The sequence below is a fragment of the Pseudomonas sp. SBT1-2 genome, assembly GCF_028640875.1.
In the GTDB taxonomy this organism is placed as follows: domain Bacteria; phylum Pseudomonadota; class Gammaproteobacteria; order Pseudomonadales; family Pseudomonadaceae; genus Aquipseudomonas; species Aquipseudomonas chlororaphis_I.
This window is the reverse complement of the sequence record NZ_JAQZAA010000119.1, coordinates 1-13956: the sequence shown is the minus strand read 5'-3', so window position 1 is coordinate 13956 and position 13956 is coordinate 1. Positions and strand designations below refer to the sequence as shown.

Genomic DNA, 13956 nt, shown 5'->3' with positions numbered 1-13956 from the left:
CTACAGGTATTGCCCCGTCCCTGTAGGAGCGAGCTTGCTCGCGATAAGGCTGGGCGGATGGCTTCGCCCTGGAATCAGTTGCTGGACAGCCTGTCGCCGCGGGCGAACTTCCAGGTGCGGATGATCTCCAGCCGGTCGATATCCGACAGGTCGCCGGTAAAGGGCGCGAAGGGCGCCGCCAGGCGCACGATGCGCTGGGCCGCCTGGTCCAGCAGCGGCTGGCCGGAGGACTCCAGCACCAGCACCTCGTACAGCGAGCCGTCGCGGTTGATCGAGACCATCAGCCGCAGGTTGCCGTAGATCTGCTTGCGCCGGGCTTCTTCCGGGTAGTTGAGGTTGCCGATGCGCTCGACCTTCTTGCGCCACTCGTCCTTGTACCAGGCGCCCTTGTCGCGCATGGTCGAGGCCGCGCTCAGGCGGTGGATGCGCGGGCGCTTGGCATACAACTGCTGCTCCTGGGCCAGTTCGGCCTCCAGGCTGGCGATGTCGCTGGACAGCTGCTCGCTGTCGAACGTCGGCACGGGAACCTTGGGTTTGGCCTCGGTCTTGACCTCTTCACGCTTGGTGACGGTCTTTTTCGGCTTCGGCGCGGTGGTGGCGACCGCGGCCTTGGGTGCGGCTTCCTTGACTTCGGTCTTGGCTGGAGGCGGCGGGGTGACCTTGTTGACTTTGTTTTCCTGGAACGGCGCCACTTCGGTGGTCTTCGGGATCGCCTTCTTGTCCAGGGTGCCGCTGCCTTGCTGGTTTTCCTGGGCAAGGAAATCGGCCTTCTTCGGCTTGGTCTCGCTCTTGAAGGTGGCCAGGGTGATTTCCAGGGTCTTGCTGATCTGCTTGGGTTCGGCGAAGGAGAAACCCAGGCCGAGAATCAGCGCGATATGCAGCAGGGCGGCCAGGAACAGGGTAAATCCCAGGCGATCGGCCGGGCGCACGCCGCTGTGGGCCAGCTCGGGGGGCAGATCGGAAGGGAGAGCCATCAGCGGTTCACAACAGTCATCAGCGGTTCAACATCACAAAAAACTTCACAAGACCAACATTGCGGGTTTCACAGGCGGCGCATGATAACGCAATGTTGGTTTCAAGCCGTAAGCCTCGAGCTTCAAGCGACAAGCTGCATGCGACAGCCGTCAAGCTTGTGGCTTGCGGCTCGCAGCTTGCAGCTTCTTCTCGATGGCATCCATCAGCATTGCGCCGATATTGGTGCCGAAGGCGTTGTCGATCTCGCGGATGCAGGTCGGGCTGGTGACGTTGATTTCGGTCAGGTGCTCACCGATCACGTCGAGCCCCACGAACAGCAGGCCTTTCTCGCGCAGGGTCGGTCCGACCTGTGCGGCGATCCAGCGATCTTTCTCGGTCAGCGGCCGGGCTTCGCCACGGCCACCGGCGGCGAGGTTGCCACGGGTTTCGCCGTGGGCGGGAATCCGCGCCAGGCAGTAATCCACAGGTTCGCCGTCGATCATCAGGATGCGTTTGTCGCCATCGACGATGGCCGGCAGATACTCCTGGATCATGATCTGCTGCTTGCCATGCTGGGTCAGGGTTTCGAGGATCACCGAGAGGTTCGGGTGGCCGGCGGTGTGACGGAAGATCGACGAGCCGCCCATGCCGTCCAGCGGCTTGAGGATCACGTCACCGTGATGGTCGGCGAATTCGCGCAACACGTCCGGGCGACGGCTGACGATGGTCGGCGGCGTGCACTGCGGGAACAGGGTGGCGAACAGCTTTTCGTTGCAGTCGCGCAGGCTCTGCGGCTTGTTGACCACCAGCACGCCGTCGCGCTCGGCCTGCTCCAGCAGGTAGGTGGAGTAGACGAACTCCATGTCGAACGGCGGGTCCTTGCGCATCAGGATCACGTCCAGCTCGCTCAGGGCGCTGTCGGTCTCGGCCTCCAGCTCGAACCACTTGTGCGGGTCGGCGAACACCTTCAGCGGACGCATCCGCGCCCGGGCCACGCCACCGGTCGCCTGGTACAGGTCGCGCTGTTCCATATAGAACAGGGTCCAGCCGCGCTCCTGGGCGGCCAGCAGCATGGCCAGCGAGCTGTCCTTCTTGTAGGAGATGCTGGCGATAGGGTCCATGACAATCCCGACGCGAACGCTCATGGGCGGTTTCCTCGAAAATTAGTGGGCGCAATGGCTTGAAAAAGTGGCGTCAGAGTGGCGCTCGGGCGGTTCCCGGTCAAGGAAAAACCACCGCGCCGGCCGGCCGATAGATTGCATGGGGAGAGTATGCTAAAAAGGCTCGCATGCCGTGCTCAGGCCTTGAACATCAAGGGCTTGAGGCATTGGCCACCAGTACGGGCAGAAAATCGATTCGCTGTGGCGATGGTAGAGCAGATATGGAACAGCAATCCAGCGCCCTCAAGGTGATGGTGATCGATGATTCGAAGACGATTCGCCGCACGGCAGAAACGCTGTTGAAGAATGTGGGCTGTGAAGTCATCACCGCGGTCGACGGTTTCGAGTCCCTGGCCAAGATCGCCGACAACCACCCGGACATTATCTTCGTCGACATCATGATGCCGCGGCTCGATGGCTATCAGACCTGCGCACTGATCAAGAACAACAGCGCGTTCAAGTCCACGCCGGTGATTATGCTGTCCTCCAAGGACGGCCTGTTCGACAAGGCCAAGGGTCGCATCGTCGGCTCTGACCAGTTTTTGACCAAGCCTTTCAGCAAGGAAGAGCTGCTGAGCGCGATCAAGGCCCATGTGCCGGGGTTCGCCGCAGTAGAACAAGCACATTGAGGTCCGGCCAGCGGGCCGCACGCCTATTCGTATGGGGAAGACCATGGCTCGTATTCTGATCGTCGATGACTCGCCGACTGAAATGTACAAACTGACCGGCATGCTGGAAAAGCACGGTCATGAAGTCCTGAAGGCCGAAAACGGCGCCGACGGCGTGGCCCTGGCGCGCCAGGAAAAGCCCGACGCGGTCTTGATGGACATCGTCATGCCCGGCCTCAATGGCTTCCAGGCCACCCGTCAGTTGACCAAGGACGCGGAAACCAGCCATATCCCGGTGATCATCATCACCACCAAGGATCAGGAAACCGACAAGGTCTGGGGCACTCGCCAGGGCGCCAAGGATTACCTGACCAAGCCGGTCGACGAAGACACCCTGATCAAGACCCTGAACAACGTCCTGGCCGGCTGACCGCCCGCGCCATGGCCGAGTCGCAAACCGCCTTCGAACTGCTGCTCGAGATCGACCAGCGCTGCCGCCTGCTGGCGGCCGACCTGCCCTCCCAGGAAACCCGCCAGCACGGCTGGAGCGGGATCGGCTTTCGCATCGGCGAGCACTGGTATGTGGCGCCGATGGGCGAAGTCAGCGAAGTCCTGCACGAGCCGCGTTATACGTTGCTGCCCGGGGTCAAGCCCTGGGTCAAGGGCGTGGCCAACCTGCGCGGACGGCTACTGCCGATCATGGACCTGTGCGGCTTCTTCGGTCATGAGCTGTCGGCGCTGCGCAAGCAGCGGCGGGTGCTGGTGGTCGAGCACAAGGAAGTGTTCGCCGGCTTGATGGTGGACGAAGTGGCCGGGATGCAGCATTTCGAGCAGAGCAGCCTGAAGATGGCTGCCGGCGGTAGCGAACAGGGCGCCATCACGCCGTACCTGCGCGGGTATTTCCCCTGCGAGCAGGTCTGGTGGGTATTCAGCCCCTTCGCCCTGGCGCAGTCGCCGGGGTTCCTGGATGTGGCGCTGTAGGCGCGAGACCTGCTCGCGATGAATAGTGCGCGATGAACCTGCAGAACCGCGCCGTCCATTGCGCGGGCAACAGAACAACCGGAATTCAGGTGTGCAGATGCTAAAAGCCAACCCAGGCAAGCCAATGGAAGGATCGCGCAGCCGCTCGCAGATCATCGTGCTGTTCATCGCCCTGATCGTGTTCATCATGCTGCTGTTCGCCAACTTCGCTTACCTCAACACCCAGGCCACTTACGACAAGCAGTACATCGGCCACGCCGGCGAGCTGCGGGTGCTGTCCCAGCGCATCGCCAAGAACGCCACGGAAGCTGCGGCGGGCAAGGCCGCGGCCTTCAAGCTGCTGGGCGATGCGCGCAACGATTTCGCCCAGCGCTGGGGTTACCTGAAAAAAGGCGACCCGGCCACCGGGCTGCCCGCCGCGCCGGTGGCGGTGCGTAAGGAAATGCACGCGGTGCAGCAGGACTGGGACAAGCTGCTGCACAACGCCGACGCGATCCTGGCCAGCGAACAGACCGTGCTGTCTTTGCATCAAGTGGCCGCGACCCTGGCGGAAACCGTGCCGCAGTTGCAGGTCGAGTATGAAAAGGTCGTGGAAATCCTCCTGCAGCGCGGCGCTCCGGCCGCCCAGGTGGCCATGGCGCAGCGCCAGTCGCTGCTCGCCGAGCGGATTCTCGGCGCGGTGAATACCGTGCTGGCCGGCGACGAAAACGCGGTGCAGGCCGCCGACGCCTTTGGCCGTGACGCGGCGCGCTTCGGCCAGGTGCTGAGCGGCATGCTCCAGGGCAACCCGACCCTGAAGATCAGCCAGGTCGAGGACCGCGATGCGCGGGCGCGCCTGACTGAGATCAGCGAGCTGTTCCAGTTCGTCTCCGGCTCGGTGGACGAAATTCTCGAAACCTCCCCTGAGCTGTTCCAGGTCCGCGAATCGGCGAGCAATATCTTCAGCCTGTCGCAAACCCTGCTCGATGAAGCCTCGCACCTGGCCATCGGCTTCGAGAACCTGGCCGGTGGCCGTTCGCTGGACACCATCGGCGGTTATGTCCTGGGCCTGGCGGCGCTGGCCTCGATCATCCTGATCGGCCTGGTGATGGTGCGGGAAACCAATCGCCAGTTGCACGAGACCGCGGAGAAGAACGAGCGCAACCAGAACGCGATCATGCGCCTGCTGGACGAGATCGAGGACCTGGCCGACGGCGACCTCACCGTGACCGCCTCGGTCACCGAGGACTTCACCGGCACCATCGCCGATTCGATCAACTATTCCGTCGACCAGCTGCGCGACCTGGTGGCGACCATCAACCTCACCGCCGGCCAGGTCGCCGGCGCGGTGCAGGAAACCCAGGCCACCGCCATGCAACTGGCCGAAGCCTCGGAGCATCAGGCCCAGCAGATTTCCGAAGCCTCCACCGCGATCAACGAAATGGCCCAGTCCATCGACCAGGTGTCGGCCAACGCCGCCGAGTCCTCGGCGGTGGCCGAGCGTTCGGTGGAGATCGCCAACAAGGGCAACGAGGTGGTGCACAACACCATCCACGGCATGGACAACATTCGCGAGCAGATCCAGGACACCGCCAAGCGGATCAAGCGCCTGGGCGAGTCTTCCCAGGAAATTGGCGACATTGTCAGCCTGATCGATGACATTGCCGACCAGACCAATATCCTCGCGCTCAACGCGGCGATCCAGGCTTCCATGGCCGGGGATGCCGGGCGCGGGTTCGCGGTGGTGGCCGATGAGGTGCAGCGCCTGGCGGAACGTTCTTCGGCGGCGACCCGACAGATCGAGACCCTGGTGCGGGCGATCCAGACCGACACCAACGAGGCGGTGATCTCCATGGAGCAGACCACCTCGGAAGTGGTGCGTGGCGCCCGGCTGGCGCAGGATGCCGGGGTGGCCCTGGAAGAAATCGAAGGCGTCTCCAAGACCCTGGCGGCGCTGATCCAGAGCATCTCCAACGCCGCCCAGCAGCAGACTTCGTCGGCCGGACAGATATCCTTGACCATGAACGTGATCCAGCAGATTACTTCACAGACTTCGTCCGGCTCGACCGCGACGGCCGAAAGCATCGGCAACCTGGCGAAAATGGCCAGCCAGCTGCGGCGCTCGGTGTCCGGTTTCACCTTGCCGGCCAGTCGCGAGCAGACGCCGCGGGAAAACCGCTGAGGCCGGAGCACGACTTTGATGGGAATGGTAATGGGTGATCGGCACGACTATGTGGCCCTGGAATGGGTCAAGGGCGAAATTGCCGAAACGCTGAAGCAGGCCCACCAGGCGCTCGATCACCTGGTCGACGAGCCGCAGGCGGTGGAAGCCCTCGACCAGTGCCTGGACTGCATCCACCAGGTCCACGGCAGCCTGCAGATGGTCGAGTTCTATGGCGCGGCGCTGCTCGCCGAAGAAATGGAAGCCCTGACCCTGGCCCTGCGCGAATACCGCGTGGCCCAGCGCGACGAGGCGATCTACCTGCTGCGCCAAGCCATCAGCCAGTTGCCGCAGTACCTCGACCGGGTGCAAAGCGCGCGCCGCGACCTGCCGCTGGTGGTCTTGCCGCTGCTCAACGACCTGCGCAGCGCCCGGGGCGAAGGCCTGCTGAGCGAAACCAGCCTGTTCAGCCCGCAACTGCCGGACCTGCCGGCGCTGGACGAGGCGACGCTGAACCGCCTGGCGCCCCCCGACCTGACCATCCTGCTGCGCAAGTTGCGGCACATGCTGCAAACCGCGCTGGTCGACCTGCTGCGCGAACAGGATGTGAAAAACAGCCTGGGCTACATGGCCAAGGTCTTCGAGCGCCTCCAGGTGTTGTGCCAGAACGCCCCGCTGGGGCCCTTGTGGCAGATCGCCCTGGCCCTGGTGGAAGGCATGGGCAGCGGGGCGATCGCCAACAGCCCGGCGGTGCGCAGCCTGCTCAAGGATGCCGACCGCGAGCTCAAGCGCCTCTATGAACAGGGCATCGCCGGAATCAACCAGCCAGCCCCCGAAGAATTGCTCAAAAGCCTGTTGTTTTACATCGCCAAGGCCCGCTATCCCACCGCGCAGATGCAGACCATGAAAGACGCTTACGGACTCGATGACGCTTTGCCCGACAATGCGCTGGTCGACCAGGAACGGGCCCGCATGGCCGGCCCCGACCGCGACGCCATGCGCTCGGTGCTGTCGGCCCTGTGCGAGGAACTGGTGCGGGTCAAGGAGCGCCTGGACCTGTTCGTGCGCAGCGACCGCCAGCACGCGTCGGACCTGGACAGCCTGCTGGCGCCTCTGCGGCAGATCGCCGACACCCTGGCGGTGCTGGGTTTCGGCCAGCCGCGCAAGGTCATCATCGACCAGCTGGCGGTGGTGCTGAGCCTGGCCCAGGGCCAGCGCGAACCGAATGACGCGGTGCTGATGGATGTGGCCGGGGCGCTGCTTTATGTGGAGGCGACCCTGGCCGGCATGGTCGGCCCGGCCGAACCCGAGAGCCGCGAAGAGAGCCGCCTGCCGACCACCGACCTGACCCAGATCCACCAGTTGGTGATCAAGGAGGCGCGGATCTGCCTGCAGCAGGCCAAGGACCTGATCGTCGACTACATCGACGCCGGCTGGGACCGCGAACACTTGCAGGCGCTGCCAGAGCTGCTGACCCAAGTGCGTGGCGCCCTGGCGATGATTCCCCTGAGCCGGGCGGCGGGTCTTTTGCAGGCCTGCATCGGCTTTGTGCGCGAACACCTGCTGCTGGACCCGCGCCAGCCCGGCTGGCAGCAGCTGGACAATCTGGCCGACGTGATCACCAGCATCGAGTATTACCTGGAGCGCCTGAGCGACGATCACCAGGCGCCGGGGGAAAAGATTCTCGACGTGGCCGAGCAGGGTCTGGCGGCGCTGGGCTATGTGCCACAAAAGCAGGCACCGGACGAGTGGGTAGCAAGCGAACAGGTACCGCTGCTCAGCGATGTGCTCAGCCCCAACGAAGCCCTGGTGATGCAGGACCTGCAGGAGCTGGACAACCCGGAAGTGGTGCAGTCCCTGGCCGATGTGCTGGCCAGCCCGGTCTCGGCGCTCAACCCGCCGGCGCTGGATACGCCGGGCAGTCTGTTGCCGCCGCCGGGCGATGAAGCGCCGGTGGACGACGAGCTGCGTGAAGTCTTCCTCGAAGAGGCCGACGAAGTACTCGACGTGCTGCGCGAGTACCTGCCGCGCTGGGCCGCCGACCCTCACGGCAAGGCGGCGCTGGGCGAAATCCGCCGGGCCTTCCATACCCTCAAGGGCAGCGGGCGGATGGTCCGCGCGCTGGTGCTGGGCGAACTGGCCTGGGCCGTGGAAAACCTGCTCAACCGTGTCCTGGAACACAGCGTGGAGCCAGGGCCGCAGGTGCGGCAATTGCTCGAAGAGGTGTTGCAGCTGCTGCCGGAGCTGGTCGCCGAGTTCGCCGCCCAGGCCCAGCGCCAGCGCGACGATGTCGACCGCCTGGCTGCCCGGGCGCACGCCCTGGCCAAGGGCGAAACGGCGTCGGTAGACGAGCCGGAGGACGGGCTCGATCCGCAGTTGCTGGAGATCTTCCGCAACGAGGCCGAAACCCATCTGGAGAGCATCAAGCGCTTTCTCGAGCAAGCTGCCGAGCACTTGCCCTTGCAGGCCAGCGACGAATTGCAGCGCGCCTTGCACACCCTCAAGGGCAGCGCCTACATGGCCGGCGTGCTGCCGATCGCCGAGCTGGCGGCGCCGCTGGACCTGCTGGCCCGGGAATACCGCGCGCACCTGATGGCCCTGGACCTGGACGAAGTCGAGCTGCTGCTGGAAGCCGAAGGCCTGTTTCGCCGTGGCCTGCAACAGCTGGGCAGCGACCCGCTGGCACCCATCGAAGGCGCCGACGACCTGATCGAACGGGTCAAGGCGCTGACCGCCGAGCGCCTGGAAAACCTGCTCAACGCGCCCAATACCGGGCTGCGGGTCAAGCGCGATGCGCAATTGATCAGCAGCTTCCTGGCCCAGGGCATGGACATCCTGCTGGATGCCGAAAACCTGCTGCGCCGCTGGCAGCAGCACCCCGGCGAGCGCCAGGAACTCAGTGCGCTGCTGGACGAACTGACCACCCTCGGCGAAGGCGCGCACCTGGCGGACCTGCAGCCGATGGACGAGCTGTGCGAGGCGCTGCTGGACCTGTACGGCGCCGTGGAAGAAAGCAGCCTGGCGGTCGGCGAGCGGTTTTTCCATGAGGCGGAAAACGCCCACGAAGCCCTGATCAACATGCTCGACGAACTGGCCGCCGGCCAGGAAATCAGCCCGCAACCGGCCATGGTCCGGGCCTTGCGCGAATTGCTCGAGGAAAGCCTCGACCCCTCCGCCATGGGCCTGATCCGCAGCGACGGCAGTCGCACCCTGAGCATCACCGACCTGGCCAGCGCCACCGCCAAGATGGAGCAGGAAGCGCCGATCGAGGTGGAGGGACCGGACGATGAAATCGTGGCGATCTTCCTCGAAGAGGCGGTGGATATTCTCGAAAGCGCCGGCCAGGCCTTGCAGCGCTGGCTGGCCGACCCGGACAACGGCGCGCCGCTGTCCTCCTTGCAACGCGACCTGCACACCCTCAAGGGCGGCGCGCGGATGGCCGAAGTCGGCCCGGTGGGCGACCTGGCCCAGGAACTGGAAAACCTCTACGAAGGCCTGGTGGATCGCCGTTACCAGCATGGCGAGGCCCTGGTCGACCTGCTGCAACGCAGCCATGAGCAACTGGCGCTGCTGTTGCAGCAGTTGCAGGCGCAGCAAGCGCTGAGCGATCCGAAGGCGTTGATCGAGGCAATCCGCGGTTTTCGCCAGCGCAGCGGGGTCACCACTGAAATGCCCGAGGCGGCGGTGGCCGACGATTCTGCGGCCCACGATCCGGAGCTGCTGGAGATCTTCCTCGAAGAAGGCTTCGACATTCTCGACAGTTCGGGCGCGGCGCTGACGCGCTGGCAGGCCGAGCCGGCCAGCCGCCAGGAAGTGGAAACCCTGCTGCGCGACCTGCACACCCTCAAGGGCGGCGCGCGCATGGTGGAGATCGCGCCGATCGGCGACCTGGCCCATGAACTGGAATTTCTCTACGAAGGCCTGTCCGCAGGCTTGCTGCAACCGACACCGGCGTTGTTCGGCCTGTTGCAGAAAAGCCAGGACCGGCTGGCGCAGATGCTCGACGCCGCCCGCGCCGAACAACCGATCAAGCCGGCCGACAGCCTGATCGAGGCGATTCGCGGTTTCACCCATCCGGCCCAGGCCGAAGCCCCGCCTCTGTTGCTGCCCGACCTTAGCCCGCCAAGCAAACCCGAACCGCCGGCGGTACCGGCTGAGGCCGCAGTGGCCGGGGACATGGTCAAGGTCTCGGCCGAGTTGCTGGACGACCTGGTCAACCTGGCAGGGGAAACCTCGATCTTCCGTGGGCGCATCGAACAGCAGGTCAACGATGCGCGGGTCGCCCTGAGCGAAATGGAAACCACCATCGAGCGCATCCGCGACCAGTTGCGCCGCCTGGACACCGAAACCCAGGGGCGGATCCTCAGTCGCCAGCAGGTCGAGGCCGAGCGCCTGGGGTACGAGGAATTCGACCCGCTGGAGATGGACCGCCATTCGCAGTTGCAGCAACTGTCGCGGGCCTTGTTCGAGTCGGCGTCCGACCTGCTCGACCTCAAGGAAACCCTCGACCGGCGCAACCAGGACGCGGAAAACCTGTTGCAGCAGCAGGGGCGGGTCAATACCGAGCTGCAGGAAGGCCTGATGCGCACGCGCATGGTGCCGTTCGAGCGCCTGGTGCCGCGGCTCAAGCGCATCGTCCGCCAGGTGGCCGAGGAGCTGGGCAAGGACGTGTCATTCAGCGTCGGCAACGCCGAGGGTGAGATGGACCGTAACGTGCTGGAACGCATGGTCGCGCCCCTGGAACACATGCTGCGCAACGCCGTCGACCATGGCCTGGAGTCCGCCGAAGTGCGGCGCGCCGCGGGCAAGCCGGAGCAGGGGCGGATCACCCTGGACCTGTCCCACGAAGGCGGCGATATCGTCTTCGACATGCGCGACGACGGCGCCGGGGTGCCGCTGGAGGCGGTGCGGCGCAAGGCGATCAAGCGTGGCCTGCTCGCCCCCCATGTCGAGATCAGCGACCGCGATGTGCTGCAGTTCATCATGCAGCCGGGGTTTTCCACGGCGGAAAAAATCACCCAGATTTCCGGGCGCGGGGTGGGCATGGACGTGGTCCATGAAGAGGTGCGCCAGCTCGGCGGCTCGATGACCATCGACTCGATCCCGGGGCAGGGCGTGCATTTCCGCATTCGCCTGCCGTTCACCCTGTCGGTCAACCGGGCGCTGATGGTGCAGTGCCTGGAGGAGCAGTACGCGATCCCGCTGAACACCATCGAGGGTATCGTCCGGGTGCTGCCCAACGAACTGGAAAGCTACTACCAGCTTGACCTGCCGCATTATGAATACGCCGGCCAGCGTTATGAGCTGTGCTACCTCGGCGAGCTGCTGCACACCGTGGCCCGGCCGAAACTGCTGGGGCAGAGCCTGCCGCTGCCGGTGCTGCTGGTGCACTACAACGAACACCGGATCGCTGTGCAGGTGGATGCCATGGCCGGCACCCGGGAGATCGTGGTCAAGAGCCTGGGGCCGCAGTTCGCGGCGGTGCAGGGGCTGTCCGGCGCAACCATCCTCGGCGATGGCCGGGTGGTGCTGATCCTCGATCTGCTGGCGCATATCCGCGCCCTGCAGACGCGCTTGCCGCTGCCGCGCATAGCGGTCGGCGATGAAGTGAGCGCCGAGGTCGAACCGCTGCGGCCGAGGCTGGTGCTGGTGGTCGATGACTCGGTGACGGTGCGCAAGGTCACCAGCCGTCTGCTGGAACGCCACGGCATGAACGTGCTGACCGCCAAGGATGGGGTCGACGCCATGGCGCTGCTGCAGGAGCACACCCCGGACCTGATGCTGCTGGACATCGAGATGCCGCGCATGGACGGCTTCGAGGTGGCGATGCAGGTGCGCGCCGACCCGCGCCTGCAACAGCTGCCGATCATCATGATCACCTCGCGCACCGGCCAGAAACACCGCGACCGGGCCATGGCCATCGGCGTCAACGACTACCTCGGCAAGCCTTACCAGGAGTCGGTGCTGCTGGAGAGCATCGCCCAGTGGAGCAGACCCCATGCATGACTACCGCGCCAGCTTCCTCACCGGACTGCTGCTGCCCCTGGCCGACCGCACCCTGATCCTGCCCAACGTCGCGGTGGCCGAACTGATCGACTACCAGCGCGGCGAACCCGCCAGCGACGCGCCGCCCTGGTACCTGCGCTCCGTGGCCTGGCGCGACCGCCAACTGCCGCTGATCAGCTTCGAGGCTGCCTGCGGGCAGCCCCTCGCCATCGGCGAACGCGCCCGCATCGTGGTGCTCAACACCCTGGGCGGCCGTGAGCGCCTGAAGTTCATCGCCCTGGTGATCCAGGGTATCCCGCGTTCCTGCCGGCTCGACAGCCAGCTGAGCTACGTCGACGTGCCGCTGTGCCGGCTGGAAAAGGCCGCGGTGCAGGTGGGGGAGCAGGTGGCGAAGATTCCGGATCTGTTGGGGTTGGAGGAGATGCTGGTGAAGGCGGGGTTGTCTTAGGCCCTGTCGAGCGGCTTGATCGTTCCCGGAAAGGGACCTATCGGTCCCTATTTGGGACTGATGGGATCAATCATGTCGGCACTCATCGTTCGATGACGCAGCGACTGTTTTTGGTGCGCCACGGATCTGTAGGAGCGAGGCTTGCCCGCGATGGCGTCTGTTCTGGCGCTGCATTTTTTGGATGGTGTACATATCCATTCCTGCGGTAACGGCCACTTAGGGTTCCGCCCTTACGGCCATCCCTTTCAAGGTCTTTTCGTTTTGGCAGCCTTGATGACCCTGTCTGTTGAAACGTGGGCATGTACCGCCGTCCCTTGAACCCATGTCCTGGGCTTGGGTACCTTGGGGCCTCGTTGGCTTTTGGCGACTTGCTTGGGTTGAATGTTCTTGGCTAATTCCAACAAGCGCTGGGCCAGTTTTTCCATTGAGACGATCGGTAGATATTCGACGGGCAGAGCGATCTGCATGCCCTCATATCCAGCTCTGACCTGGATCGCCAAGTGATAGATCGAAGCCTCCCAGCCCTCAGGCTGAGTCTCTCGATGAGCGTGTTCGACGCTGCGCTTGAGCAAGGCCAGTACGTTGTACGCCAGCACGGCAGTGGTGAATCCAAGCAAGGCAGCTCGTGGACTGCCGAGAGATTCAATTTCACTTTCCAGAATGGCTTCCAGTCGCTGGAACATCCCTTCAATACTCCAACGACGGCGATAGAAGTCCGCGATCTGCGGTGCGCTGATGCTCTCGGGCAGGTTGCTCCAGAACATCAAACTGCGGTCACCTGAGTCGTTTGGTGAATGGAGCGTCAACTCGATGCGTCGCCACTGATGCCCCCCTCTTACCTCAATGCTTTGTTCACGCACCGTACCTGTTGCAACAGGCAAAGATGCTTGCCACTCGCCCTCTTGAATCAGGCGCGGGTGCTTGGCCTGCTGGCGAATGACAAATGACGTTTTCACTTGTTCACAGGCCTCCATTACAGGAAGCGTGCAGTAGAGCCGATCAGCGATCCAAACCTGGTTCGTCTTGGCATCGGCCAGTAGCGGCAACACGCAGACTCGCTCGCTTGCGTAGGCGTCTTCGCAGGGTTGCAGGTCAATGACCTGATCCAGGTCGGGATCGTAGACCACGACCGAGAATCCGGGACGAGCCGCTCCGCGCTCGTGCCGTAGTACTCCAAGGCGCTTTTCGGTGGACGCCAGGTGGCTGCCGTCTACCACCCGAACCTGCCAATCGGGCAGCATGGCTGAGCCCCCCAACTCCTTGATCGTCGGAGTCAGGCGCTGCGCGCAACCTGTGACCAAGGCGCGCAACAGAGCCGGTTCGGTACGGCTGACCTTGTCGTAAAGGGCCGCCAGGCTAACCGGAAGATCCTCCAGCTGCTTGGCCGCGGCATGTAATGACGGCTTCAAGCCCAATGAAACAAGGGACATGAGCTTAACGATGGTTGAGAACAGCAATTCGCGGGAGTACTGCCGTTGCCGGTGTTCTTCGAAAACCTGATCGACCCACTCCGGCGCAATGGCTTGCTCCAAGGCAAGTTTGGCCATCACGCTGGCAGGTGCTTTTTTCTCGAATCGCGCTAGTACATCGGCCCACATCGTTCGGGTCTTCCTGACTGAATTTCAGCGGATTTTACCCAAGACCTTGAAAGGGATGGCC

Annotated in this window: 9 protein-coding genes; 6 read left to right on the top strand and 3 right to left on the bottom strand. The window is 64.2% G+C overall.

Features of this window, described 5'->3' with window-relative positions; translation table 11 throughout:
* Positions 1-74: 74 nt before the first annotated feature.
* Together PVZ78_RS30980 and gshB are read right to left on the bottom strand one after the other, a co-directional pair.
* The gene (locus PVZ78_RS30980) at positions 75-974 is read right to left on the bottom strand and encodes an energy transducer TonB (protein ID WP_007929970.1); all 900 of its coding nucleotides are present in this window, start codon (positions 972-974) and stop codon (positions 75-77) included.
* 150 nt (positions 975-1124) lie between these two features.
* Positions 1125-2099, bottom strand: a complete 975-nt coding sequence (gene gshB, locus PVZ78_RS30975; RefSeq protein WP_009051309.1) for a glutathione synthase — start codon at positions 2097-2099, stop codon at positions 1125-1127.
* A gap of 236 nt (positions 2100-2335) precedes the next feature.
* On the opposite strand from gshB, the gene pilG reads away from it, so the two are divergent.
* The 6 genes from pilG to PVZ78_RS30945 all read left to right on the top strand — a co-directional run bounded on the left by pilG (position 2336) and on the right by PVZ78_RS30945 (position 12297).
* Positions 2336-2743 (top strand): twitching motility response regulator PilG, encoded by a 408-nt coding sequence (gene pilG, locus PVZ78_RS30970; protein ID WP_009051308.1) that lies wholly within the window; start codon positions 2336-2338, stop codon positions 2741-2743.
* Positions 2744-2786: 43 nt separating this feature from the next.
* Positions 2787-3152 carry a twitching motility response regulator PilH gene (pilH, locus tag PVZ78_RS30965; RefSeq protein ID WP_007953328.1) on the top strand — a complete coding sequence of 122 codons (366 nt, stop codon included), beginning with the start codon at positions 2787-2789 and terminating at the stop codon, positions 3150-3152.
* 11 nt (positions 3153-3163) lie between these two features.
* Positions 3164-3703 (top strand): chemotaxis protein CheW, encoded by a 540-nt coding sequence (locus PVZ78_RS30960; RefSeq protein ID WP_273829776.1) that lies wholly within the window; start codon positions 3164-3166, stop codon positions 3701-3703.
* A 97-nt stretch (positions 3704-3800) separates the two neighbouring features.
* Entirely contained in the window at positions 3801-5864 is a 2064-nt protein-coding gene (locus PVZ78_RS30955) for a methyl-accepting chemotaxis protein (RefSeq protein WP_009051306.1), read from the top strand.
* Positions 5865-5894: 30 nt separating this feature from the next.
* Positions 5895-11849 carry an Hpt domain-containing protein gene (locus PVZ78_RS30950; protein ID WP_273829775.1) on the top strand — a complete coding sequence of 1985 codons (5955 nt, stop codon included), beginning with the start codon at positions 5895-5897 and terminating at the stop codon, positions 11847-11849.
* The gene (locus PVZ78_RS30945) at positions 11842-12297 is read left to right on the top strand and encodes a chemotaxis protein CheW (RefSeq protein ID WP_009046013.1); all 456 of its coding nucleotides are present in this window, start codon (positions 11842-11844) and stop codon (positions 12295-12297) included. The genes PVZ78_RS30950 and PVZ78_RS30945 overlap by 8 nt, the downstream gene beginning before the upstream one ends.
* A gap of 245 nt (positions 12298-12542) precedes the next feature.
* Here PVZ78_RS30945 and PVZ78_RS30940 read toward each other — a convergent pair whose 3' ends face one another.
* Positions 12543-13844: an IS4 family transposase gene (locus tag PVZ78_RS30940; protein ID WP_273828291.1), complete on the bottom strand. Its 1302-nt coding sequence runs from the start codon at positions 13842-13844 to the stop codon at positions 12543-12545.
* Between the last annotated feature and the right edge of the window lie 112 nt (positions 13845-13956).